Source organism: Kaistella sp. CFF1-2 (assembly GCF_059509915.1).
Map to the genome: position 1 here is coordinate 834,153 of NZ_JCAKLF010000001.1, position 26,624 is coordinate 860,776.

A 26,624-nucleotide genomic window follows, 5' to 3' on the forward strand; every position below is an offset into this window, starting at 1 on the left:
TTTTTTGTTATGGTGTAATGGTCACTTTCGTGCCCTTCGTATGCGAGTTCATTTGAGGCGCATAGTAGTTTTGCAAGGTTGTAATTCCGTTGCTAAACGTTCCTGCAGCATTACAAATATAATCGTACTCGAAAACGTATTTTCCTTTCGGCATTACTTCCACATAGAAATTGGTTGAGGCATCTTTCGTTGATTGATAGTAACCCAAATTATTTTTCCATTGGTAGCTTGACAATACATCTACTGGCTCGAAACCAGCAGCACGCATATCTTTAATATGCACAAACTCCATATTACGATCGGTGTTCAAAATCATACGAACCGTTACTTTATCTCCGATTTTAAGCGGTGTATTGGCTGTAATTTTTTGAAGTTCTTCGCCATTCGTTGTTTTCACTTTTTTGTACAGTTCTTTAACCACAGAAACATACGTTTCAGATGATTTAATTTTATCCAAATCTTCGTAATACTGCCAGAAAACACCACCTTGAACAACTCCAGGACTTGTTTTCTTAACCGTTACGGTAGACAAATCACGATTCAACTGATCCGAAACAACAGCTTGTTTCACATATCCCGTTGCTTGCGTTTGAGGTTGCAATTGTTTTCCTCCCCAAGTGATTTCCGCTTTATCGCTTTCAGCCGTTGTCCATGATTTTCCAGAATTTAAGATGGTATAAATCACTTCCGCTGTACTTCGAGACGTATCCCAAGAATTCACTTCTTTCTGGGTAATCAACCAGATTTTCATTTCTTCAATGAAATTCATATCCTGAGGTTGCAATTTTTGGAACGCTTCTAAAGCTCCTGCATGATTCACTGTTTTCACGCTATACCATCCCCAATCGTTCAAATTCTGCTTCCAATAAACACCTTGCGTTTCCGATTGAACCGAAGTTTCTTTCAAATACGTCATTAGTTTTTTAGACACATTTTTCAACCCGTATTGATCAAACAACATCGCGGCACGATGCAATCCGAAGAACGTGAAATCTTTAATTTCCGTTGTTGGTGCTTTTTTAATCACCGCCGCTTTCAACGTTGCTCCTTTTCCTTTCAATGGATATTGAGACTCCCAATACTGACGCGTATCTAAATAATCCAGCACAAAGTTGTTCCAAATATGATCTTTATCGGTACGATAATACGTGTTTACTTGATCATCAACATATCGAATTAAGTTACCCACCATTTGGCTTTGAGAATCCGATTGATAATCGGCAACATTCGCTTTCAACCATTGGTTTAATCTTCCCAAATTCTTCAAAATATACAACGAGTTGTAGTATGAACTTGGATACCCACGATACCAACTGAATCCACCATCTGGGTTTTGCAATTGAAGCAATTCATCCCAATCCGAATGAATTGATTGTCGCATTGTATTGGCGTCAAACAAACGAGCCAATTTTTGCATTTGCTCTGTTTCCGATTTACTATCCAAAACCCAAGGCGTTTCTTCTAGTAAAAGTTGTTTCAATTCTTGGTTTTTCTCCAAATTAGAAACCAACAAACCTTTTGACTGATATTCATCGAACACTTGCTTCATTCTTGGATTTGCTTTGAAAATTTCCGAAGCAATCACATCCGCAAACCATTTGTTGAAAACTACATCCGCAGAAAGTGATAAATCATCTTTCAAGCTTGGTAATGCAAACATGATTTCCCAAATTGGGTTGGTTGTTAATTCCAACGTATTCGAAACATTTGATAATGTTTTTGAATTGGAATTTTTCAACGCATCTAATGTGAATGTTTTGGTTTGACCTTCTTTTACGAAAATCGGTAAGGCATCTGTAACCAACATTCTGTTTGGTAAAATGGCAATTCCTTTTTGTTCTCCGTCCGAGAAACTTCCAGCCTTCGCTATAATTTTGAAAACCACAGATGAAACATTATTTGGGACTTTCAGATTCCAAAATACCATTTCACTTGCATTTCCATCCAATTTAAATGCTTGTTCGAAATTATGACCTGTCACTTGAGTTAGCTGACTTAAACCAAATTTCTCACTAATATCTTCGTTCGTAAACGCATCTAAAATCTGCAACTGAGCCGAACCTGATAAAACTTGAGTTGTAATATTACTTAACTTCGTTTGCAACTGAATTTCATCACCTTCACGTAAGAAACGAGGATAGTTTGGTGTAATTGAAAACTCTTTTTGCGTAACCACTTCTTTTTCCAAAACAGCTCCACGAGCATCTTTTGTATGTGCTAAAAACATCACTTTCCATTGCGTAAGCGCTTCTGGAGATGTAAATTCAAAATGCACATTTCCTTGCTCGTCTGTTTTTAGATTTGGATAAAAGAAAGCCGTTTCATTAAAATTCTGGCGCAATGGAACTTTTCCTTTGTCGTCCTTAACTGCAACTGCAGAATCTGTAACCGCATCCACTTCTTGATCAGCAGCTTTTGCCATTGGTGCGGCTGGAGCTGCCATATTCGCGGTTTTCATTTGAACACCTGCTACCTTTCCCTGAAATTCCTCATCGACCGCTGTTTCATAAACGGCAGATTCAACTGACATATTGGAGCGTAACATTCTTGTATAACCTAAACCGCCATCATACCAAGAAAATGAAGGTGCAAAAATTGGTTTTGTTTTCAAATGATTGACTTTACGACTAAAATATTTTCTCAACAAATTATTTCCAATCGCATACGAATCAAAATATCTTGGCGGCACATACGAACTCCATGAATAGGTATTCACAGCGAACTGATCCAAAGACATATCGTACATATTAGCCAAAACTTCGGCATTGATTTTTTCTTGATCATTTCCTGTAACTTTTACCGACCAATGTTCTTTTTGTCCTGGTTGAAGCTTGTCTCTAAAGGTCGTTGTTTCAATTTTAAGAGGTTTGGTTTCAGATTTTACCGACACACTAATTTCTTGCGTTTGTACATCGTTATACGAAGCCAACTGGAATTGCAAATTCACATAAGAAATTGATTTATCTTGAGGCATATCAATCGTATAAGGAAGAACGCCTTTCGTAATTTCTTTTTCTTCAATACGAATTCCACCTTTTCCATCTTGAATGTAAATACGCACCAAAGCTTTTGGAATCGCCGAATAAATTAAAAACTTCGCTTTTGCATTGCGCTCCACTTCAGGAGTTAAGGTTTTAACATACAAGAACGGATTTTGATCTTTAGCTAAAGTTTTATCATCCCAAACATCAAATTGGTCAACCGCTTTGATCGTGTCTGTACCTTCGATATTATACACTTCAAGAAGATACTTTCCAGCTTCGAGTTTTCCTAAATTCAACTCGTCACCTGATTGATTTTTCTTGTCCCAAATTTGTTTTTCAATTCTATTTTTGTACGATTTTTCCGTTGCCAAATACGCATCATGAGGGAAAAGTTTCACAAACTCTTCTTTAGAAAATTTCGGTGTATCTTGAATGGAATACGAGAAGTTATTTCGTAAAACACGCTCTTCGCCTTTCAACTTTGAAAGTTTCACTTGATACGACTTTTTCAACGGCTGATCGTTGTAATTGTTAGTAGCAACTTTCGTTTTAATTTCTTTATCTGTAGAAGCTTCTTTAATATCGTCCACCTTGATGTAATGCGATACAGACGCTACTTTAACCGATGTTTCGTTAGATTGCGTTTCACCGTTCAAGTCCGTCACCGAAGCATTAATTTGATAGTTATCAATTTGGATTCCTTCAATTTTTTGGTCTTTTTCAAGCTTTACTTTAATTGTAAATTCTCCTTTTTCATTGGTAACAGCTTCGCCCAAAATGGAGTTCTGAAGTTCATCCACACGTGGATACCACCAGAAATAACGCCAACGGATATTTTGTTTTTTAATTTCGTAATTCACTTTCGAATTACTCATCGGAACACCAGAAAACATCATCGCTTTTCCTTTCACTTCAATGGTTTGTCCGTATTTGTATTCGTCTTTAATTGGTTCAAACGTTACTTCAAACTTTGGGCGTTTGTATTCTTCCACAGCGAAGCTTGCATACATATCCAAACCCGTTTCATCAACTTGAAGGGAATATTGTCCGTTTAATTTTCCTTTAGGCAAGGTAAAACTTCCGTTATACGAACCAAATTCATTGGTTTTGAACGTTTGCTTACTTACTTCTTCACCATTTGCATCACGTAAAATTATGGTTTGCGAATCGTTTGTGAGTACGGTTTCTTTTTGATCTTCAATTTTACGGGCAATCACTTTGAAATAAACGATTTGTCCAGGTCTGTAAATAGCACGATCTAAGAAAATCTGTCCCCATTTTCTTACACGATCTTCCGTTGAACGATACGAGTTTCTTCGATTTAAATTGAAAAGGTTGAAGTTTTGCGTTCCTGCTTCTTGAATCAATACATCTTGATAATAGGTTTCCGAATCCATTGGAACAACAAACGTACTTTCCTTAGAAACCGAAACCGTAGAAGTTACCGGTGGTTTTGAGTACACAATTGTTTTTGCAATCACCGATTTTGCTTGGGTAGCTTGTCCATTTTCATTTTTCACCAATCGCAATTGCATTCCTACATCTTTACTTCGGTCGCCATATAAAATTTTGTTATCCGAAACTAAAAAGTAAAAATCTCCCGCAACAGCGTTGTTCACCAAATATTCTACCATATAGATCCCGGCAGGAAGTGGCTTGATTTCCAAAGACGTTTTATGAACTTTGTAATCTTTAGGATCGGTTAGATCAAATTGATCTTTTCGAAATAATGTTTTTTTCACCGACTTAAACGGCGTTCTGTATGAATCTTGGGAATATTTGAAAAATCCATCAATATCAGAAGTTACCGCATAAATATTTAAAGAAAAAGCGGATGTATTTTTCGTCTCTGCTACAATATGGATAGGCTTGGAAACTTGCGTTTGTTCTTCATAATTGATGACCAAAGACGATGATTTAATGTTGTTTTCTAAATTGATAACCTCATTAATAAAACGGGTGTCTTTGTATTTTGCTTTGGCATCTTCAGCAATTGCAATCGCCTCTTTAAATTCACTCTTATTCATATATTGCTGCATAATTTCTGCCGCAATTTTTCCTTTGAAATCTTTTCCTGTTTCCGATTTGTAAAGTGCTTTCAGTTTGTCTAGACGATCTTTGCATTGATTTTTTTCGCAATCGTAATCAATTTTATATAATTGATTCATCAACCAAGCATCGCCTTTGCTAGAATTGGCTAAATCATCAACGATTTGATCCGCTTTTTTACGATTTGCAGAAACTTCGTCAGGCGTAAATAGACTTTGATTTTTCAAAAACGATATATAGTCTTTAGCGTACCAATCGTACAAATACGGATAATACACTTCATCAATTTTTTCGCCTTCGAAAATACCTTTGTATTTGGAAAGCGAAATGGATTTTAATTTATCTTTCTGTGCGTAAAGTTTTGCGTATTCTTGACCAAGATAATTTTTGTAATCTAGTTTACTCCATGTTTCAATACTCGCTAAATCGAGTTTATCAATATTGGTTCTTTGATTAATTTCCCATTGTTCTTGCTCATAAAATTGCTGAACAAATTCAATTTTTAAAACTTGAAAAAGCAGCAGGTCATCTCCTGAAAGTCCTTTTTCGACTTCAACTAGACGGGCAAAATATTGCGAGACGGCATCATTCTGCGTGTCGTCTTCTGTTAAAGAGAAAATACTGAATTCCCCTTTTAGGGCCTTTACAAGTTGTACGGTGTTATTGTCTTTCATGGCTTGGTTTTTAATTTCTTTTAGAATGGGAAGATTGGAGCTGTACTTGCCCAATTTGTAATTCTCTTGAATTTTCTTCCACTGGGTATCGTAATACGACTGCGACCAAGCAAATATCGATACGAATAACAATAAAAAAAGACCAATTTTTTTCATATTTTTGGTTGTTTAAATCTCAAAATTAGGAACAAAAGTATTCTTTTGAACCTCCAAAATGAACCTCTTAAATTTATTAAAAAAAACGTTTGTTGATAGCCAAATTTACGTTTCCTTAATGGGAAGTTTATTGGCAACGTTTTTTATGCTTGAACAAAATACGTTCCGTTTTCCCTCGTTCTTACTCATCTTCATCACCTATTTCTGCGGTTATCTCTACACAAAATATCAGTACACACCTTATTTTTACACCATTTTGGGCATCAATGCCGTTGCAGGCATAGGTTGCGCCTATTTAATTATTGAAAATCACAACAGCCAGCGCCTTCTTCATTGGTTAATCATTGTGATATTAGGACTGCTTTATAACAGTCAATTTTTAGCTTTATATATCCGGAAAATTCCGCTATTAAAAATATTCTATGTCGGTTTTGTTTGGGGTTTAATGAACTCTTGGCTCACACAAACCACACCCAATTTCCCTATTTTCTTCATTACTTTTTTATGGATCACCGCTTTGGTTTTACCATTTGACATCCGAGATATGAAACAAGATGATGTACTGACGTTCCCAAAACTCATTGGTGTAAAAAAAACAAAGCTTTTAGCCATCCTATTTTTAGTAACAGCATGCATCATTTCTGTATTTTGGTTGTCTTCCCCTTATATTTGGGCTATATTAATTTCAACATTACTCACAATTCCTTTGATACTCTATGCTTCTCCAGAAAAATCAGATGCATATTTTTCGGTTGGCGTAGAAACATGTTGCGGCCTACCGTTTTTAATTCTGATTTTATTGGAGTATTTTTGACGAATGATTGTCCGAAAACTAACCTTAACGCATTTTAAAAACCACTCCGAAAAGCATTTTGAGCTCTCTCCACAAATCAATTGTTTTGTTGGAAACAACGGAGTTGGGAAAACTAATATATTAGATGCATTATATTACCTTTCGGTTGGAAAAAGTTTTTTAGGAAATACAGATTCTCAAAATATTGAGAATGATGAAGACTTTTTTGCCATTCATGCCGAGGTTGAAAATCAAGATAAAGAAGACCTTATCAAGATTATTTATTCCAAAGAGGCGAAAAAGTCTATTAAGAAAAATGAAAAGGCTTATGATCGCATGGCAGACCATGTTGGTTATTTACCTAGTGTGATTATTTCGCCTTACGATTCCAATTTAATTTCGGATTCTGGGGAAAGTAGACGTCGGTTTCTCGATTCGATGATTTCGCAAACCGATTCGGAGTATTTGTATGATTTAATTCAATATCAAAAAACTATTCAGCAAAGAAATGCTTTGTTGAAATACTTCAGTAAAAACCGAACTTACGATCAGGATTCTTTGGATATTTACAACGATCCGATAACGCAATTTGGAACCAAAATTTTCGCAAAGAGAAAAGCATTTGTTGATCAACTAAACCCAATAATTCAGCATTTTTATGAGATTATTTCGGGAGGAAAAGAAAAAATAGATGTTACGTACGAATCGGATTTGTCCGAAGCAAATTTCACCCAACTTTTAGAAGAAAACAGAGAGCGTGACCGTCAATTGACCTACACTTCGAAAGGAATTCATAAAGATGATTTGGTTTTCGAGATGAATAAAAATTTGATCAAAAAAATTGGTTCCCAAGGACAACAAAAATCGTTTCTAATTTCATTAAAACTTGCTCAGATAAACAGAATCAAAGAACTAACAGGAAAATCTCCTATCCTCCTTTTAGACGATATTTTTGATAAATTGGATGACCACCGCGTTTCCCAATTAATTTCGTTGGTGAATAAGGAAAATTTCGGACAGATGTTTATTTCGGATACGCATCGTGAACGAACAGAGAGTGTTGTAAAAAGAATTAATGAAGAAAGTAAAATCTTTGAAATTTAAGCCATGAAATACAAGAAGAAACGCGAATATCAGTCTTCGGAACTCGTGCAATCATTGGCACGTCTTTATGGTTTTGAAGATAAACTGAAAGCTTTTGAAATCAAAGATTTCCTAGAAGAATATCTTGACGAAACCTTTTTCAAAGAAATAATTCAGGTGGATTTTAAAGATAAAGTCGTGAGTATCAGAATTCAATCAGACTTAATGCGTCATGATTTCAACATGAGAAAATCTTTTTTCTTGAAGAAATTCAAAGAAAAATTTGGTGAAGATTTCGTAAACGAAGTATTTATTTTTTAGAAACCGTTTGATCAAGAATTTCCTTGGCAGATGAATCCAAATTTGAACGAATCGGAATAAAAAAGCGAACCGGATTTTGCATAAAATACGTTCCGATAGCTTTGAAAATCTGCACAAACTCAGAAAAATCAATTTTTCGAGACCGGAATGCCAACAACATAGAAAGTCCAAAACTCACAATAAAGTTGAAGAACCCAATTAAGAAAACGGTAAAGAAACAAATCAAAAAGACATTAATTTCTACATCAAAATCTTTCCCATAAAGGCCTAAAGCTAGGTTTCCAGCGGCGAACGTAATGTGGCGAATATCCAAATCCAATCCTAGAAACTTCCCAATTGTTCCTGTTGCACCAAGACAAATCCCGAACCAAAAATTAGAAACAATTCCTGCCCAATTTTTGGAATAATACTCAGAAACTGCATTCGCAAATTTCTGTCCAAACACCTGATTTACTAAAGGGTTTTTAGCAATCCGTAATGGAATTTTATAAAAAACCGAGTTGTTCCCGACATTTCCAGCAATAATCCCAGAAATAAAAAGGTAAAAACCAGCGATTGATGCGTGAAGAATTGCTTTAGACTCAAATGGGTTGAGATCTTTCAGCAAAGTATCCGATTTTTCAACGGCAAAATTTTGATTTAACAATACATCCAAACCGTAAATAATCGCTAAAGCTACAGGAAATGCCCACAAGACGTTCCCCACAAAGGCAATGAATTGAGAACGGAACATTTTGGCAACTACGGATGCAAATGAGGAGTAATTTTTTTCTGTATTTTGTCCATACGATAATACTTTAGCCATCGTAGCAGCGGTCATTGCAGGCTGTTTCGTTGCTAAGGTATAACGCATTAAATAAATCATAATGAAACCCATCGCATAATTGAATGAGTACAAAAAAGCGTGAGAAAATTCGCTTCCTGGCGTGTATGAATACATGATTTTCAGCACACAAAGTGCACCAACAATCACACCTCCGCCACTCGCCTTCCAAAACATACTGTTGTAGCCTTTCCAGCCTGATGTAATATAATGCGAACCTGTTTCTGCGGTATGATTCGTAATCAAATGCGAAAGCAAACGTGTACTATCATCAGCAAAATCTCGAAGGTTATTTTTATGCGATTTATATTCTAAAATATTGAGAAACAAAGCTTTCGAATTATTAACAACATCTTCCGGTTTATCAATTGCTAAAAGAGGAAGAATATCCTGCATCCGATTAATCTGTTGCTGAATTTTTAAAAGCGACTGATTAATTTTCCCCGAAATCCCGTAAGTAGCCGAATTTTTAAAAGCCGTATTAACGAACTCTTGACACTGCTCAATATAAATTTTCAGCTGTTTGTAGCTGTCACTTTTTGTTGTTAAATCAATATTTCCTTCTTTTTTGAACTGATTGGTCAATAAATCCAATTCATCTTGAAGCGCTACAAATGGATTATCAAAATTTCGATATTCCGGAACCATTCGTAAAACTTGAACGTCCATCGCATTTCCGATAACGCGCCAAGCCAAAATATTGAGAGAAAATAACAAATCCCGTTTTACCCCAGGATTCAAAATAAACGAATCAATCCCTAAAAGCTTGAAAAATAGACTCAACTCTTCGGGATCAATATTTTTAAAATAATTTAAATCCGCCTTTGGACGAACCGTTACGTTATCAATAACATACCAAACCGTTTTTTCATCTTCAACAGACGGCAAAATAGTTTCAAGGACACGTTTTTTAAGTTCTGGAAAAAAAGCGTTTTCGGATAAAATATTGGCTTCGGTAAGCGAAAGATTGAATGGTTTTCCTTTGAAAACATTCTGAATATAATAGCCAAAATTAGAGGCAAGTTCAGGGTTCAGGCTTAGAAAACCTAAGATATTCGTAAAATTCTCACGTCTGAAGCTACGGAGAATTTCCATAATGGGTTCCAAGGTACTGGTCTCGTTTCGAAGCGTAAAATACTTCTTGAGAACTTCTTGGAAATTATCTTTTTTAAACTGAAGTAAAGCCATAAACAATGGACAAATATACTATTTCAAAACGACATTGTTCATTTGTCGCATAATCCAATTATGTTTTTTCGATAAATATGCCGATGGATTTTTAGGATCATACTTTTTCGGATTCGGCAAAACGGCCGCTATCCAAGCGGCTTCGCTCTTAGTAAGATCTTTCGACGATTTCCCAAAATAATATTTGGATGCCGCTTCAACACCAAAAACGCCTTGTCCCATTTCAATGGAATTCAAATAGCGTTCTAGTATAACGTCTTTCCCCCAAACCAACTCAATGATAAAGGTATAAACGGTTTCTAAACCTTTTCTAAACCAGCTTCTACCTTGCCAAAGAAAAATATTCTTCGCCGTTTGCTGCGAAATTGTACTTCCTCCTCTAATTTTTTTTCCTTTTTGATTGTGGTCTATCGCTTTTTCAATCGCCGCATAATCAAAACCGTTATGAGTAAAGAACTTTTGATCCTCGGAAGCAATAACTGCTTTCTTGACATTAGAACCAATATCTTCGTTGGAAACATAATCTCTTTTCAGCTTTCCGTATTCGAAAAGTCCTCCTAATTGCGTCAAAGTAATGGGTGGATTGAAAAATTTCCCCCAAAAAATAAATAAAATATTTGCTAAAATAACGATATAAATCAGTCTTTTAATAAATTTCCACATAAGCAAAAAATCCTTTTTTCAACGTTGATTTCAAGAATCAAAATTTTCAAAATAACTCCGCAAAGATACTATTTACATAGATTAGTTGAGCTCTTTCAAGTATTTCAATTGTTGATCTGGGAAAAGATTGGGATAAAATATTTTGATGTAATCTCGTAAAACCAAATCGGAACGAACCACGCCACTTTCAAAATAATCGTTCGCTTTTCCTTTTACAGAACCTTCTACCGTAAAGAGTTTCCCTTTGTTGAAGACTTCCATTTTCGCGTAATTCGGGTTGATGGCTAACATGGACATTTTGGTATCGTGATATCCTAGATTCACCCAAAATTGCGCATCTTTTGCCTTTACATAAACCTCTTCAAAACTTAGTGGAATGCTTATTTCTTGGGCATTATCTTGTAAAATATAATTGGCATTGGCATCTTTAATTAGTTGCGCCACATAGGATTTTCCGCCTGGTAAAAACCATTGATTTCCATACATTTCATTCGTAAGAACCATTGGTTTGGTGTTTTGCTCTGCCGCCACATGCATCCAATCTTTATAATTCTTTTCAATTTGTTCGTAACGCTTTATCGCAGCATCCTTATTTCCTAAAAGCACGCCAAAAAGCTCTAAAATTCGGCTTTTTCCTAAAGGTTCTTGCTCCAAATAATCATCAATAAAAATAAGTTCGATTCCTGATTTTCGTAGAACTTCGTAGGTATTCTCAAAACTTTCGACATAATTGGTAAAAATAGCGTCTGGTTTTAAAGCAATAATCTTCTCGATATTGTATTTCTGCTCGTTTCCGATATTCGCGATTGTTTTATCTTCAATTTTTGCGCGAATACTATCCGAAAAAACATATTCTGGACTGGAAACTCCCGCCAAAGCCGAGATCATATCCAGCTCAATAAAGTAGCCCGTTAAACTTGAATTAAGTAAAACGACTTTTTTAAACGGCAATTTTGATTTTTTTATGGAATATGTGAATTTTCCTGACTTTATCTGAATATCGTCCTTACCTTCCAGATAGTGAACACGTTGAGAAATTTCCACCCACTCATTTTGGGTAATTTGAACTTCTTTTTTACACGAAAGAAGTGTTAAAATGAGAAAAAAATAAAAGATTTTTGCTTTCATCTTTCAAAGAAAACAAAATTATGCTATATTTGCAAACCGAAAAACGGGTGCGTAGCTCAATTGGATAGAGCGTTAGATTACGGCTCTAAAGGTTGGGGGTTCGACTCCTCCCGCGCTCACAAAGAGAAATTCTAGTAGAATTTCTCTTTTTTATTTTACTTTTGTAAAAACATCAAGCATGTCTTTAGAAATTACGCAGCTTACGAAAAAATTTGGCGAACAAACCGCTTTAGATCACGTATCCATCCATATTAACCGCAACGAGATTATTGGTCTTCTTGGCCCAAATGGTGCCGGAAAATCAACGTTAATGAAGTCCATCGTTGGGGCTTTGCAGATTGATGAAGGTGAAATCGTTTTCAACGAGCAAAATATCCAAGCAAACCCTATTGAAGCGAAGAAAAAGATGGGTTTCCTTCCCGAAAATAATCCGCTTTATCACGATATGTACATTCACGAATATCTTCGTTTTGTTGCAGATTTGCATCAAATAAAAAACGATCGTGTAGAAGAAGTGATTGAATTGGTTGGTTTAACGCCCGAAATTTCTAAAAAAATCGGTCAACTTTCTAAAGGATATAAACAACGTGTTGGCCTTGCACAAGCCATTTTACACGAACCCGATTTGCTGATTCTCGATGAACCTACAAACGGTTTGGATCCGAATCAAATTATCGATATTCGAAATGTTATTCGAGAAATTGGAAAAGAGAAAACCGTGATTCTTTCCACACACATTATGCAAGAAGTGGAAGCGCTTTGCTCCCGAGTTATATTAATTCATCAAGGGAAAATCGTTCAAGATTCGCCGATTGATGAGTTTAAAAATAAATTTTCAAGTTTAGAAGAAGCTTTCCAAAGCTATACCAAATAAAAAAAGTCCCAATTAAGGGACTTTTTTATTGGAATCTACATTTAGATTAATGCAATTCTAGTAAAGAATTGTGACTTTCGAAATGCCAATTTTCAGGTTCACGAGAATCTAAAATTTGATATTCCATTATATAATGTCTAAAAATAGATTTCAACTCACTCATTTGTAAAGGAAGTTTTGAACTCAATCGAAGGTTTTGAAACGTTTCGTCAACAAACTCACAGTTCACATCAGGAAGCGTTTCTTCAATATCTTCAATAAGCCAATACGCATCTAATTTGGTTTCAACACGAATTTCTAACAAATAACAAAACCCTTGCTCATGGCGTGTTCCTCTAAAATGGCTGCATCTTCCGGCTGCATTATTTTGAATATTCATTTTTGTACAAATTTTATTTTAGAATCGGAAATCGACCTAAAGATCGATTTCCGACTTTTTTATTTAATGTGCGTGCCCTTCTTCGATAGGATCGTAATCTTCAACGATTAGCGCATCATAATCTTCGTTTTTGTGACCTAGGAAACGCTCTTCCCAACCTACCAAGATCATGTAAACTACCGGTACAATTACTAAAGTCAAGAATAATGACGACATTAGACCACCGATAATTACAATAGCAAGACCGTTGTTCATTGAAGCAGCTTCACCACTAGCCATCGCAATTGGCAACATACCAAATACCATCGCAATCGTGGTCATCAAAATCGGACGAAGACGCGCGTGGTTTGCTTGTACAAGCGCATTGAACGTTGTTTCACCTGCATCTTTTCTATGGTTTGCAAAGTCTACCAATAGAATCGCGTTTTTCGCAACAAGACCAATCAACATAATGATCCCGAGAATGGTGAAAATGTTTAACGATTGATTTGTTAAAGCTAATCCCCAAAGTGCTCCAATAAAGGAAAGCGGAATTGAGAACATCACGATAAACGGACGAATAAAGTCATCATACAAGATTACCATAATCATATACACCAACATTAACGCCGCTAATAAAGCTACTCCTAACGTACCAAAACCTTCACTTTGGTTTTCCATGTTACCGCCCCAAAGCCAGTTTACACCCGTTGGTTTTTTAAGCGCTTCCACTTTTGTTTGCCACTCTTGAGCCACTTCACCCGTCGTTCTACCAACAACCTGAGATTGTACGGTTACCGATGGTGAACGGTCATATCTTTCTAGTAATGACGGTCCAGAAGCATAATGAACATCAGCAAACTGAGAAAGATTTACTCGCATTCCTTGCGGATTTACGAAGCTCATATTTCTAATTTCGTCAATATCAGTACGGAAAACATCATCTAAAATAATATTGATATCGTATTCGGTATTTCCTGTTCTGAATTTAGAATCCGTGTTTCCACTAAATGCGGTTCTCAAGGTTTGACCAACCGTTGCAACGTTAAGACCTAAAGACGTCATCTTATCACGATCTACATCGATTGCAATTTCTGGGTTACCATCTTCCACACTTAAATCAACCTCAGCAGCGCCATCAATTGTACGTAGTTGCTTTTCTGCATCGAGTGCAAATTTCATCGCATCATCTAGTGTATTTGCCGTAATCGTCATCTGTAATGGTGCCATTTCTGCTCCCATCATCCCCATCGGAATTGACGTAACTTTCACACCAACCAATTCTTTTTCAAGACTTCGTTTGAGTTTGGCTGCAAATACTTTAGGATCGTCTGTTCTTTCCTTTTCATCAATCATCTCAACGGTGATTTCTGATTTGTTTGAAGTCGCTTGAGACGCTCCCATCCCACCACTGGATTGACCAACGGTTGTAATCATACTTTTCACCTGAGGATCTTTGCTCATGAATTTCTCGGCTTTCAACGTTGCAAAGTTGGTTTGCTCGATTGAAGCATCTTTCGGTAATTCAAATTGCATTAAGAATTTCCCTCTGTTAGACGCTGGGAAGAAATCGGAACCGATGAATCCGAAGACCATCAACATGATAGAAGACGCAAATAAGGCAACAGCAACTAGGATTGTCCAACGTTTGTGATTCAGACACCACTTTAACAAGCCACTGATCCAGTTTGTGAATTTATCTAATTGATTTTCAAAACCATAAATAATTTTCCCAAAGAAGGAATGCTCGCTAATATGCTCTAGTTTTCCGTAACGTGAGAACAACCAAGGAACCACGGTAAATGAAACCAATAATGACAATAATGTTGATATAATTACTACCACACAGAACTGGGTGATAATATCGGATACCAAACCTGTACTCATCGCAATCGGAAGGAATACCACGACAATTACCATAGTAATTGCAACTACCGTAAATCCGATTTCTTTTGCACCATCATACGCCGCTCTAACTTTGTTTTTACCCATTTCGAGATGCCTGTGGATGTTTTCAATAACAACAATTGCATCATCCACGAGGATACCTACAACGAGTGAAAGCGCCAATAAACTCATCAAGTTTAAGGAATATCCGAAGATCATAATTCCGATAAACGTTGCTACCAACGACGTTGGAATGGCAACCATTACGATTAATGCGTTTCGGAATGAGTGTAAGAAGAATAGCATCACGAATGCTACCAATCCTACCGCGATAAATAAATCCTTGATTACAGAACTCGCCGCTTCTAAGGTAAATACCGACGTATCATCTGCTAAATCCAGTTTTACACCTTGATTTTTATATTCTGCTTCTACGTCTAGAATTTTCTTTTGAACCAACTCACTCACCTCAACCGCATTGGCATCCGATTGCTTTTGAACTTGCAATAGCAATGTACTTTTTTGATCGATACGAGCGATTTTTTCCACTTTCTTTTGCGTATCTTGAACATCCGCAATGTCTGATAACAACACGTTTCTACCGTCTTTTGAAGAAATCGTTAAGCTACGTAATTGCTCTACCGATTTTAAGTTTCCAGAAAGACGAATTAAGATTTTGTTATCACGCGTTTTCAAATCTCCCGTTGGGAAATCCATATTCGACATCGCAATCGTTTGCTGAACCTCTGGAATTGATAATCCATACGCTTCCACTTTATACGGATCAAGACTGATTTTAATCTCACGCTCTTGTCCACCCACGATGTTTACTTGGGCAACCCCAGGAATTCTTGAGAAACTTGGCTGAATTTTTTGATCTACTAAATCATACAATTCGGCTTCTGTTAAATTCGCGGTAATACCCATCGTTGCTACAGGAAGATCGGAAAGCGAAAACTTCGTCAATGAAGGTTCTTCGGCGTCATCCGGCAACTCGGAACGAATTGCGTTAATCTTTCTCTGAGCATCATTCAAGGCATAATCCACATCGGCATCGTTGTTAAAGGTGATAATAACCACCGATAAACTTTCGTAGGATTTGGACTGAATTTTCTTAATATTTTCAAGTGAAGACACGGCGTCCTCTACTTTTTTCGATACGGTATTTTCTACTTCCGAAGGCGCAGCCCCAGGATAAATCGTAGAAATAGTCAATACTTTGACTTCAAATTTTGGAATAAGCTCGTAGCTGAGCTGCTTATAACTAAAGATCCCCCCGATAATGAGCAACGCCAACATGACGATGACCAAACTGGGTCTCTTTATGGATACTTCTGCTAACTTCATAATAAATTCTTCTGCTTAATTATTTCAAAACGGATACAGGTGTACCATCGATCAAGTTGATCTGTCCACTGGTTACTACCATATCACCTTCTTTTAATCCGCTGATGATTTCTACTTTATCACCGTAATTCATCCCACTTTGCACTTTTACCATGTACGCTTTTTTGTCTCTAACAACAAAAACTTCGTTTTGGCTTACACTTCCTACAAAAGCGTCTCTCGGGATTACTAAAGGCTTAGCAGCCGTTCCTTCATTAAAGATTGCCGTACCATACATTCCCGCTTTTAGTTTGTTTAAACCATTTGGAACTGTTATTTCCACTGGAAATTTCAAAGCTCCTGTTGAAGCTGGTGCGATGAAGGTAATTCTACCATCAACAGAACCTTCTTCTACACTTGGTTGTACTTTTACAATTTGTCCTAAAGCTAGTTTCGCAACCATCGCTTCATCCACATCTACTTTCAATTTTACTTGAGAAATATCAACGATTTCAACAATCGCCGTTCCTGGACTTACGATTGATCCAACTTCTAGAAATTTCTGATTTACGATTCCACCCACTTTTGCACGGATCGTTGTATCACCCGAATTCAAGTTTGCGCTTTGAACTTGCGCTCTTGCGTTTTTCACTTGCAATCTCGCTTGATCTAATTGTAAAGCAGTAACACCACCTGTTTTATAAGCCATTTCGTAACGGCTAAGTGCTGCTTGTGCATTATCTAAATTTGCTTGTGCATTGGTTACATTTACATTCAGTTTATCCCCTTTTAGCCGAGCGATAACTTGTCCTGCACCAACATGACTTCCTTCTTTTACGTAAAGAGCCGAAATTTGACCAGAAACTTCAGACGCAATATTCGCTGTTCTATTCGCTAGAAAAGAACCATTAACACTAAATCCGTCGTTAATTTCTTGATGCGAAACTTGAGCAACACGAACGACCACATCCGGATTTTTCGCAGCAACTTGCTCTACCTTCTCTTGATTCTTCTTTTTGTTGCCCGTTAGGATAAAATAAATTCCCGCGGCTACGGCAACTAAGATGATTATTGTTGTAATTATTCTTTTCATTTTACAGCGTATTTCCGTTTAAAGTTTTGAGTTTTCCTTGTGATTTTAAATATTCTATTTCAGCTAGTTTGTAGTCTAATTTGGATGATGTTAAATTATTTTTAGCATCAGCCAAATCTCTCTCGGCATCTAGCAAGTCGTTTAATGTAGCCAAACCATATTGGTAATTGCTTCGTGTATTCGAAAGAACATCTTCCGCCAATTTTAGGTTGGTTTCTTGATTTTCAATTGCAATCTGGCTGTTTTTAAGTGATGAAAGTGCGTTTTCATACGCCATATCCAATGATAATTGGGTTTCTTGCAAGTCCATTTGTGCTTTTTCAATTTCGATTTGATTCAATTCTTCTTTTGCTTTTGTTGCGAAACCTTTGAAAATCGGAATATTCACATTCAAACCGATAGATAAAGCATCACTCCAATTCACCCCATTTTCGAATCCTGAATTGAACCAAGGCATTTTTTTACCCAAACCGTACCAGCCGTAGCTTCCACTAAGCGATGCCGTTGGATAATACTCCGCAATCGTCGCTTTTTTCTGCCATTCTAAAAGTTCGATTTGTTTGTTTAAAACTTTCAATTCTGTTCTTTCAGATGTATGACTTCCTTCGGTATCGTTAGGTAAAACTGAAGCATCAAAACTATTTTCAGGAAGCTCAATTTCTTGATTCATTGGCATCCCGATAATAAATTTCAATGTGTTTTCACTGATCTCTTTTTGATTAATCAATTGCTGCTTGTTCGCTCTAATATTGTTAATACCAACAACACTTCGATCGTAATCAATTTTCTTTGCTAAACCCGCATCGTACAAACCTTTAATAATCTTAATTGTTTGCTCTGAAATTTGAAGATTACTATCCAAATTCTCCAACATTTGATCTGCTTTGTAAACTTGATAGTACGTATTCGCCACTTTATCGATGATTTGCTCATCGGTAAGGTTTTTATTTAATTCGTAAAATTCCTTCGTGGATTTAGCCGCCTTTAAACCGGTAAAAACCGCTTGGTTAAAAAGCGTTTGGTTTACTTGCAACAAATGCGTTGATTGCCATTTTTGACCCATTTCAACAATCATAGGCGCTTGACCTTGCATAGCAAACATCATTTGCTGAATAATTGGGTTGTACGTCGTGTTGTTTACGATATCCACTTTAGGCAAAGCACCTGCTTTTGCCTGCATAATTTGTGCATCTCCTTTTTTAAGATCCAAAGAGGCCTTTTGCGCTGCAGCTTTGTTAAGCAAAGCATAATCTATGGCTTCCTTCAGACTAAGATTTTGCACATTCTGCGCCTGCATTGCTCCCGCAAATGCTAGTGCACAGATCGCTAGATTAATCTTCTTTATCATTTTCTTTCAGTTCTTTCAATTTTAATTTTCCTTTTTCCGTTAGGATGGCATTGAGATAAAATCCATCAATACCTGAACGTATCGTTGCTCGTTGTTCGAACGCATTTTCGAAAAATGGAGATTCAATAGCAGATTGATTTAAAATCATCACGAATTTAGAGTACGTTCTGATATCAAAATCTTCGCGAATCATTCCTTTTTTTCTTCCCTCAATAATTATTTCTGTTAAGAAAGCATTGATTTCCTCAAAAACAGATAGCGAATGTTCTCTAAAAATTTCTGGGTAATAGCGCGACATTTGCAACATGAAAATATCTCGATCCTCTACCATAAACTCAGCAAAACTAGCTTCCGTACGAAGAAACAATTGTAGTGGATGATCCACTTCCTTCATTCTACGTTTTACATCATTAATTACATTGCGTACAATGTCGAACAAAACGGCTTTCAACAACTCGTCTTTATTTGCATAGAGCTGATACAATGTCTTTTTAGACATCCCAAACTCTTTTGCCACATCATCCATAGTCACTGTTTTGGGACCATATTTGAGAAACAAAGCCGTTGCTTTTTCTAAAAAATTGTTGTTTTCCATCATAATCGGCTGCAAAAATACGCAAAGAAAACTAAAAAACAAAAAAAGTTTCCAAGTTTATTTTCTCTTTCCATTCCTTTAGACGAACCAAATTCTGAATTACTTTAAAACATTTTAAAAAAAATTATTAAACAAAAACAAGCCTTTCTTTAGAAAGACTTGCTGGAATTTATTTTGATAAAGCATTTAATTTTTTGAGACTAAATGCTAATAAAATTTGAAATAGTCCAATAAAAAATAAGGACATGGCGGTGTAAAAAATAATGGTAAAGCCTCCAAATGCGGGATTAAAAATCATTATTGCGGCCAATATCAATCCTAAGATTCCAAAAATCAACGGTCCAACCCACGATTTTACGCCCATATCTTTCAAATCGGTAGCAAAACCAATACTTGAAATCGACCGAAACATTAAGATAAAACCAACATATAGTATTAATGCCGATGCGCTTAAGGAAGGATTGGAAAGTAGCAATACGCCAAATATGACATCCACAATACCGAATGTTAAACTCCACCCCCATCCTTTGGATCCAGAATTATTTAATGCCCGAAAAACTTCTAGTAAACCACCGATCATAAATAGACTTGCAAAAAATATGGATAAGGCGAGATAGGATTCAACCGGTGTTTTGAATACCCAGAAACTGAGAAGAATAAAAAGAACCCCCGAAATTAATGGTAAATACCAATACTTCCCTGCAGAAAAAGTAGTTTGATTATTCATTTTGTTGTGTTTTTCTGGCGACAAAATTACTTCTAAAACCCTGAATGCTTGTTTTTTAAAATTCATTTTCTTTTATATTATTTTCAGTAAGAAAAAATGAAAAGTAGTCAAAACTACGATAAAATGGCTTTTTTATAAAGAATAGGAAATTGCAACCGTGTTTTACGCAGAAAAAAGGGGAAATTCCCCCATGTGGTAGTTAGAAATGGTGATATTTTACAATTCACAATTTATGGTGATGTTTTGGTTTTGGAGGATACAGACATTTGTACCACATACTAACCAAAAAAAACTTATTATCATGAAAAAAGTATTAGCAAGTGCAATCGCACTTATGGCAGTAACATTTTCTTATGCACAGCAAAATCACGATGTTACAAAGCAAGTGGGAAATTCTAATGAGGCAAAAATTACTCAGACAGGATTTATGAACGACAACAACACGCTTCAAGACGGAGATCGTAACAAAGCTACAGTTGAACAATGGAATAAGAGAAATGAAAACACCATTAAAACTTACGGTAACGATAACGAAGTAGATGTTTTACAAAAAGGGAATAAAAACTCAAACTTCACTTTTCAAGATGGAAAAGAAAACACAGCCGAAACAAAACAATATGGTAAAGACAATTCTGTACAACAATATCAGTATGGTAGTAAAAATGCTGTTTACGCAATGCAATGTGGTACAGCCAATGAAGCTGTTCAATTCCAAGATGGAAAAGGAAACGACGCTAAATCTACTCAATACGGAGATAAAAATTTAGTTGGGCAAGCACAAATTGGGAAAAAGAATGAAGCAGTAGCATGGCAAAATGGAGCGGGAAACAAAACGGGACAATTACAAATTGGTGATTTCAACTACGCAGATTCAAAACAAGAAGGTTATGACAACACAGTTGCTCAACTTCAATGGGGTGATCACAACAGAGCTTATGCAATTCAAGACGGAGATAGAAACTCAATCTCACAATCTCAATTTGGAGATGGACATTATTCTAAAGACACACAAATTGGTTGCGACAATAGTATTATCGTAGTACAACAACCTGGTACTGCTAGTACTGATTGTTGTGCACCTCCAATGCCAACTCCTAAATGCCCTAAAGGACAACCTGGTTGCTAAAACAACATCATACCAAAATCATTTATCTACTAAATGAGACCTTGGAGAAGCCTTCGGGCTTCTCCTTTTAACCTTAAATACAGATTATGAAAACTTTATTTATTATGCTTTTATTCACTTTTATCAGTATTGAAGCGCAACAAGTTTCCTTTTCTGAAATCAACAGTAAAAATATTCTGCAATTATTGACAACACCTACCCAAACAACTAAGGAAAATGCGACTCACGCAACCGAAATCCTTCAAGTGGGGAATCAAAATAAAATAGAAGTTTTTAACCGCAGTCAGAGAAGCAATTTAGAGTTTACCCAATTGGGAAATTATAACACAACATTCTTTATTAATCCGGATGCAACCAAAAATGTAGAAACTAAGGTTAATGTTAATGGGTTTAATAATCATGTAGATGTTACCGGATCCAATAGTATTTCAGACAAAATACAACTGAATATTAAAGGTGATAATAAGATGATTTTCATGCGAAACTATTAATCGAAAAAACATGAAACTACGAACCAAATTAGCAATTGTACTAAATACTTTGATGATGTTTTCACTAACCCCCGCGCAAACTACGCCCAGCGTAACAGCAAAGATTGAGAAAAAAGAAGTTGAAGGTTTGTTCATACTCGAAGCCGTCGCAAACAACTCTTCCAAAGTATTTCAATCATTAACATATCAGCTCTTGGCGGTGAAGGAAAGCGGAACGGGTAATTTGTCTTCCAATCAGCAATCTGGAAAGTTCACATTGCAACCCAATGAAACCAAAAAACTTTCTGAAATAAGCCTCAACATTGATAAAAAAGACGCTTTAAAAGTCTTTCTTTTCATCCGTGATGAAAAAAACTATACCGTAAGCCAAGACAGTTTGATTTACAATAACAAGATGGCAAATCTTGAAAAAAAAAATTTCAAGAAGAAGACATAAAACTACGCGGAATTACAATTGATGAAACCAAAACTCGAGTAGGATCCGACTTTTACAGCAGATTGCAAAACAAAATGATGCTCAACGAAATTCAAGTTGATTTTATCTTAAAAGTTGCTGAGCTACCCTTTCGAGGAACCAATACCATCATCCAAATTCTTGCAGACGACACGCCTATCTATTCCTTTTTATCTAAACCCGAAGACGATTATTTAGAAGAATCTCTTCGCGCAACACTACAAAGCATCTTTAGTTATCAGGAACAGAAAAACACCGCAGATACAGGATTTATTTATTAAAAACATAAACCATGAAAAAACTACTATCCATCTTAGCATGCATGCTATGTTTTTGTGCTTTTGGACAACAGTTTAGCTACAAACCAATCAACCCAGCATTTGGAGGTGACACATTCAATTACCAATGGTTGATGAGCTCGGCAGTAGCCCAAAGCCAGTTCAAAACAAGTACAGGATCTTCTTCACTTTCTAACCTCAATTCTTTAGGAAGTTTTACAGAAAGCATGAACCGACAGTTGCTTAGTCAACTATCGCAAAAATTATTCGGAAATCAATTTGAAGACGGAATCAAACCTGGAACATACATGTTTGGTTCACTTTATTTGAAAGTCACCGAAAGTGACAAAGGATTAATCATCAATATCTTGGACACAAGTACAGGTGAACAATCGGAAATAATAATACCTAAATAACTAACGCCATGAAAAGGTCTCCTATTTTTAGAACGATTTTGGTAATCATCAGCCTTTCAACGGTTAGCAGCTGCGCGGGATTATTTAATTTTCCTTCAGAAAGCGAAAAATCTACGGTCGGAGAAATCACTCCGATTACCAAAAAACTACTCAATCTCCCTCCACCACGAGAAAAAATCGTCATTGGAGTTTACAAATTCAAGGACCAAACTGGTCAATACAAAATGCAAGAAAATGGAAGCGGATGGAGTACCGCCATTCCGCAAGGAACCACCAGCATTTTATTAAAAGCTTTAGAGGATACGAAATGGTTTCGCCCAATAGAACGGGAAAACATTGGTGATATCCTTAATGAAAGACAAATCATTAGAACCACACGAAAAGAATATAAAGTACAAGAAGACGGCAAAACGGCTATTGACGACCAATTGCCACCACTTCTGTACGCAGGAATTTTACTAGAGGGAGGAATTATCTCTTACGACACCAATGTCGTTACTGGAGGTGCCGGCGCCCGTTATTTCGGTATTGGCGCAAATACGCAATACCGTCAAGATCGAGTGACGGTTTATTTACGATTGGTTTCCAGTATGAGTGGTGAAATTCTTAAAACGGTTTATACCTCAAAAAACATTTTATCTACTACGGCTAGTGGTGGATTATTTCGGTATGTTGATGCGGATAAAATTCTTGAAGCAGAATTAGGCGTTACCCAAAATGAACCCGTTTCCCTTGCTGTAACACAAGCAATTGAGAAAGCCGTTCACTCTTTAATTTTAGAAGGAATTAAAGAAGGAATTTGGGATGCAGATGCCAATTATAGCAATAAAGTAGAGAAACTTATCCAAGGGCAGGACGAAGAAATTGTAAGCAACTACGCGCGAGAAGTTGGTAATAAAACACCAAGATTTTATAGAACAGGAATGTCATTATTAGCCTTAGGAAATTCCGATGAAATCAAAGGCGATTATGTGGATAGCAAATCCCATATCGGAGGAAAAATTGGTTTGAAATATTATGTCAACGAATATTTCAATTTGGAATTCAATACCAATTTTGCAACGTTTGAAAATGTAGGAATCTTAAAACGAAATTTTGTGACTACAGAGCTCAATCTGGAAACCACTTTGCTTCCACAGTACAAATTTTCACCTTACCTCTACGCAGGAATTGGAAGTATGTTTTCTAACGCTAATAATACAAAATTCAGAACCCAATTTGGCGGTGGCTTAGAATATATGATCACGCAAAAACTCGCAATTCGTACTAATGCTCAATTCGATTACGGATTCACAGACGATTGGGACGATTTCAAAAATGGAAAACGAAAAGATCAAGCCTTCCACATTGGAGCAGGAATCAATTGGTTTTTAGGAAAAACACAAACTAAAAAGAAATTACCATGAAAACACTATTTCTCTATATAAGTCTGCTACTTCTATTTGTTTCACATTCGTGTAGCGAAGACACCGTTGCACTTACCCAAAAAGGTAGTGTAAAAGGCAAAGTGATAAAAAAAGGAACCAATGAGCCTATTCCTAATGTGAAAATCACAACTTCTCCATCTACAGAAACCGTAATTTCTGGCGCCGACGGAACCTTTATTATAGAAAATATTCCTATCGGAGATTATTCTGTAAAAGCTGAATTAACAGGTTACGTTGCAACGTTCGAAGGTATCAACATCAAAAAAAGTGACCAAGTTGTTAGTGTTCTTTTTGAATTGTCGGATGATAATTCTTTAAACTCGCCACCTTCAACACCAACTTTACTTTCGCCAACTGATGCTTCGGTGAATCAACCAACATCGGTTACCTTAACTTGGAATGCGATTGATCCTGATAAAAAAGATAGCTTAACGTATCGTCTTTTAGTGAAAACCAGTATCAACACCAATGTTTTGGAGGTTAAAGACATCAAGGAAAAAAATTATAACCTTACTAATTTAGTATTTGGAGCAAGCTATTTTTGGCAAGTTGGTGTAAGCGATGGAATTAACAAAGAGGTTTTGAGTCCTGTCTTTAGTTTTAAAGTATCAGCAAATCCAAATAATCGTTTTCATTTTGCACGAAAAATGAATGGAAACTATTACATAATTTCAAGCAACGATCAAGGTCAAAGTTTTCAATTTACAGATCCATCCGTTAATTCTTTCAGACCGAGACTGAATAACAACGCAAATCTAATTGCGTTTCTACGAACCGTTGATGGAAATAATCAAATCTTTACGGCAAATCGTGATGGCTCCAATGTAAAACAGGTAACAACCTATCCCGTAACGGGGTTCAACATGAAGGAATTGGATTATTCTTGGAACCCTTCTGGAAGCCAATTTATCTATCCGAGTTTTGACAAATTATATAAAATTAATAAAGACGGAAGTGGTTTAACCTTAGTCTATCAAACGCCTGATGGAAGTTTCATCAGCGAATGCGAATGGAGTTATGATTCTAGTAAAATCGCAATCAAAACCAATAATGTACTAGGCTACGGAGTAAAAATTCAAATTATTGATATGGTTGGAAGTGTTATGAAAACAATACTTTCTGGAGTTACAGGCGGAGCTGGAGGTTTAAATTTCTCCATCGATGGAAACTCTTTGTTATATACTCGTGATTTTTCAGGCTATGAAGATTCTTCGTATCGACAATTGGATTCACGAATTTTCTTGATCAATCTAACCACGAATGTTATTCAAGATATTTCAGCTTTGAGTCAAAAACCAGCGGGAACAAACGATCTCGATCCAAGATTTGCTCCAAATGATGCGGATATTATCTTCACTAATACATCCAATGACCAAATATCACCTTCGAATATAGTTAAAGTCACCTTAAATTTTTCAAACAACAATTCAAGTACCAACAGAACCGTTCTATTCTCGAATGCAGAAATGGCGGATTGGGAATAAAAATTGAAAAAAATAAAATGCTGGATTACTCCAGCATTTTGTTTTCTACAGCGTATTTAAAAATACCCACTGAATTTTTTACATTCAGTTTGAGTAAAATTTTCTTTCGATGCGTTTCTACCGTATTCAAACTTATAAAAAGTTTTTCTGAAATACATTTGCTGCTAAAGCCATCGCAAATAAGTTTCATAACTTCCAATTCCCGTTTCGTTAACGGTTCAGAAGTGTTTTTCAAACAATTATCCTGGAAGCTAATGTAATTGAGCATACGCTCTTTTGCACTATTACAAATGTAGACGTTTCCGCATACGATGGATTGTAATCCAGAAATTAATTCTCGTAATTCAACATCAGACTCAAAGTAGCCAATCACACCATGTTCAAACAATTTTCGGATGTGCCGAATTTCATCGGCGTCTCCTAAGAAAATAAATTTTGAATCTCTAATTTTCGGTTGCTCCTCATTAATTAATTCGCACAAGTCTTTACAAGACAATACCCGATCACTTGTAATAATAAAATCAAAATTCTGGGTGGAGATCAATCTTAAAAACTCTTCAACGTTATTAGAATACACTATCTCATCGAAAAGTTTTTGTTCTTTTAGACTAATTTTCAAAGTCTCAATATAAAATTGAGCATAGTCATAAATTAACAATGAACATTTCACGGCAATTAGTTTTGACTAAAAGTACGAAAAAAACGCTAAAAAATTTAAACTATCTATGTTAAATTTTAAATTCAGGAAGAACACCTATTCAAAGTTTGATTTTTAATAAATCTATCTAACACCCTCAAAATCACCATGAATTATGAAAAAAAAGCCAAAAAGAAAATCTTAAAATAAACAAAAAAAGAGACAAAAAGCCTCTTTATAT

General features: G+C 36.0%; 22 protein-coding genes and 1 tRNA gene. 12 read left to right on the top strand and 11 right to left on the bottom strand.

Going from position 1 to position 26,624, the window contains the following annotated elements:
• Nucleotides 1–7 precede the first annotated feature (7 nt).
• Nucleotides 8–5,863 (bottom strand): alpha-2-macroglobulin family protein, encoded by a 5,856-nt coding sequence (locus AC5XHR_RS03900; RefSeq protein ID WP_495949465.1) that lies wholly within the window; start codon nt 5,861–5,863, stop codon nt 8–10.
• Nucleotides 5,864–5,921: 58 nt separating this feature from the next.
• Here AC5XHR_RS03900 and AC5XHR_RS03905 point away from each other — a divergent pair, with 58 nt between their 5' ends.
• Genes AC5XHR_RS03905 through AC5XHR_RS03915 form a run of 3 tightly spaced genes read left to right on the top strand, consistent with a single transcriptional unit; the run spans nt 5,922 to nt 8,060 of the window.
• Entirely contained in the window at nt 5,922–6,677 is a 756-nt protein-coding gene (locus AC5XHR_RS03905; RefSeq protein ID WP_495949466.1) for a UbiA prenyltransferase family protein, read from the top strand.
• 3 nt (nt 6,678–6,680) lie between these two features.
• Nucleotides 6,681–7,760 (top strand): DNA replication/repair protein RecF, encoded by a 1,080-nt coding sequence (gene recF, locus AC5XHR_RS03910; protein WP_495949467.1) that lies wholly within the window; start codon nt 6,681–6,683, stop codon nt 7,758–7,760.
• Nucleotides 7,761–7,763: 3 nt separating this feature from the next.
• A complete protein-coding gene (locus AC5XHR_RS03915; RefSeq protein ID WP_495949468.1) occupies nt 7,764–8,060 on the top strand; it encodes a hypothetical protein in 297 nt (98 codons plus the stop codon).
• Here the strand turns inward: AC5XHR_RS03915 and AC5XHR_RS03920 are convergent.
• The 3 genes from AC5XHR_RS03920 to AC5XHR_RS03930 form a co-directional block, all read right to left on the bottom strand.
• Nucleotides 8,050–10,071, bottom strand: a complete 2,022-nt coding sequence (locus AC5XHR_RS03920) for a transporter-like protein (RefSeq protein ID WP_495949469.1) — start codon at nt 10,069–10,071, stop codon at nt 8,050–8,052. The genes AC5XHR_RS03915 and AC5XHR_RS03920 overlap by 11 nt on opposite strands.
• An 18-nt stretch (nt 10,072–10,089) precedes the next feature.
• Nucleotides 10,090–10,734, bottom strand: coding sequence for a monofunctional biosynthetic peptidoglycan transglycosylase (gene mtgA / locus AC5XHR_RS03925; RefSeq protein WP_495949470.1), 645 nt, complete (start codon nt 10,732–10,734; stop codon nt 10,090–10,092).
• Nucleotides 10,735–10,815: 81 nt separating this feature from the next.
• The gene (locus tag AC5XHR_RS03930) at nt 10,816–11,862 is read right to left on the bottom strand and encodes an ABC transporter substrate-binding protein (RefSeq protein ID WP_495949471.1); all 1,047 of its coding nucleotides are present in this window, start codon (nt 11,860–11,862) and stop codon (nt 10,816–10,818) included.
• A 45-nt stretch (nt 11,863–11,907) separates the two neighbouring features.
• On the opposite strand from AC5XHR_RS03930, the gene AC5XHR_RS03935 reads away from it, so the two are divergent.
• Together AC5XHR_RS03935 and AC5XHR_RS03940 are read left to right on the top strand one after the other, a co-directional pair.
• A tRNA-Arg gene (locus AC5XHR_RS03935) sits at nt 11,908–11,981 on the top strand.
• 59 nt (nt 11,982–12,040) lie between these two features.
• Nucleotides 12,041–12,736 carry an ABC transporter ATP-binding protein gene (locus AC5XHR_RS03940; protein ID WP_495949472.1) on the top strand — a complete coding sequence of 232 codons (696 nt, stop codon included), beginning with the start codon at nt 12,041–12,043 and terminating at the stop codon, nt 12,734–12,736.
• A gap of 46 nt (nt 12,737–12,782) precedes the next feature.
• Here the strand turns inward: AC5XHR_RS03940 and AC5XHR_RS03945 are convergent, their stop codons facing one another.
• The 6 genes from AC5XHR_RS03945 to AC5XHR_RS03970 form a co-directional block, all read right to left on the bottom strand.
• Complete coding sequence (locus AC5XHR_RS03945) at nt 12,783–13,115, bottom strand: hypothetical protein (RefSeq protein WP_495949473.1); 333 nt, start codon at nt 13,113–13,115, stop codon at nt 12,783–12,785.
• A gap of 63 nt (nt 13,116–13,178) precedes the next feature.
• Nucleotides 13,179–16,328, bottom strand: coding sequence for an efflux RND transporter permease subunit (locus tag AC5XHR_RS03950; protein WP_495949474.1), 3,150 nt, complete (start codon nt 16,326–16,328; stop codon nt 13,179–13,181).
• A gap of 19 nt (nt 16,329–16,347) precedes the next feature.
• Nucleotides 16,348–17,400 (bottom strand): efflux RND transporter periplasmic adaptor subunit, encoded by a 1,053-nt coding sequence (locus AC5XHR_RS03955; RefSeq protein WP_495949475.1) that lies wholly within the window; start codon nt 17,398–17,400, stop codon nt 16,348–16,350.
• Nucleotide 17,401: 1 nt separating this feature from the next.
• Complete coding sequence (locus AC5XHR_RS03960) at nt 17,402–18,748, bottom strand: TolC family protein (protein WP_495949476.1); 1,347 nt, start codon at nt 18,746–18,748, stop codon at nt 17,402–17,404.
• Nucleotides 18,732–19,343, bottom strand: coding sequence for a TetR/AcrR family transcriptional regulator (locus AC5XHR_RS03965; RefSeq protein ID WP_495949477.1), 612 nt, complete (start codon nt 19,341–19,343; stop codon nt 18,732–18,734). The genes AC5XHR_RS03960 and AC5XHR_RS03965 overlap by 17 nt, the downstream gene beginning before the upstream one ends.
• A 169-nt stretch (nt 19,344–19,512) precedes the next feature.
• Nucleotides 19,513–20,136, bottom strand: coding sequence for an HdeD family acid-resistance protein (locus AC5XHR_RS03970; RefSeq protein ID WP_495949478.1), 624 nt, complete (start codon nt 20,134–20,136; stop codon nt 19,513–19,515).
• A 235-nt stretch (nt 20,137–20,371) separates the two neighbouring features.
• Here AC5XHR_RS03970 and AC5XHR_RS03975 point away from each other — a divergent pair, with 235 nt between their 5' ends.
• The 7 genes from AC5XHR_RS03975 to AC5XHR_RS04005 all read left to right on the top strand — a co-directional run bounded on the left by AC5XHR_RS03975 (nt 20,372) and on the right by AC5XHR_RS04005 (nt 25,746).
• Nucleotides 20,372–21,196 (top strand): hypothetical protein, encoded by an 825-nt coding sequence (locus tag AC5XHR_RS03975; protein ID WP_495949479.1) that lies wholly within the window; start codon nt 20,372–20,374, stop codon nt 21,194–21,196.
• A gap of 86 nt (nt 21,197–21,282) precedes the next feature.
• Complete coding sequence (locus AC5XHR_RS03980) at nt 21,283–21,687, top strand: hypothetical protein (RefSeq protein WP_495949480.1); 405 nt, start codon at nt 21,283–21,285, stop codon at nt 21,685–21,687.
• Between the two features lie 10 nt (nt 21,688–21,697).
• Nucleotides 21,698–22,123: a curli-like amyloid fiber formation chaperone CsgH gene (gene csgH / locus AC5XHR_RS03985; RefSeq protein WP_495949481.1), complete on the top strand. Its 426-nt coding sequence runs from the start codon at nt 21,698–21,700 to the stop codon at nt 22,121–22,123.
• Between the two features lie 11 nt (nt 22,124–22,134).
• Nucleotides 22,135–22,422 (top strand): CsgE family curli-type amyloid fiber assembly protein, encoded by a 288-nt coding sequence (locus AC5XHR_RS03990; RefSeq protein WP_495949711.1) that lies wholly within the window; start codon nt 22,135–22,137, stop codon nt 22,420–22,422.
• 11 nt (nt 22,423–22,433) lie between these two features.
• The gene (locus AC5XHR_RS03995) at nt 22,434–22,835 is read left to right on the top strand and encodes a curli production assembly/transport component CsgF (protein WP_495949482.1); all 402 of its coding nucleotides are present in this window, start codon (nt 22,434–22,436) and stop codon (nt 22,833–22,835) included.
• A gap of 8 nt (nt 22,836–22,843) precedes the next feature.
• The gene (locus tag AC5XHR_RS04000) at nt 22,844–24,241 is read left to right on the top strand and encodes a CsgG/HfaB family protein (protein WP_495949483.1); all 1,398 of its coding nucleotides are present in this window, start codon (nt 22,844–22,846) and stop codon (nt 24,239–24,241) included.
• Complete coding sequence (locus AC5XHR_RS04005) at nt 24,238–25,746, top strand: carboxypeptidase-like regulatory domain-containing protein (RefSeq protein WP_495949484.1); 1,509 nt, start codon at nt 24,238–24,240, stop codon at nt 25,744–25,746. The genes AC5XHR_RS04000 and AC5XHR_RS04005 overlap by 4 nt, the downstream gene beginning before the upstream one ends.
• A gap of 25 nt (nt 25,747–25,771) precedes the next feature.
• Here AC5XHR_RS04005 and AC5XHR_RS04010 read toward each other — a convergent pair whose 3' ends face one another.
• The gene (locus AC5XHR_RS04010) at nt 25,772–26,416 is read right to left on the bottom strand and encodes a response regulator transcription factor (RefSeq protein WP_495949485.1); all 645 of its coding nucleotides are present in this window, start codon (nt 26,414–26,416) and stop codon (nt 25,772–25,774) included.
• Nucleotides 26,417–26,624 lie beyond the last annotated feature (208 nt).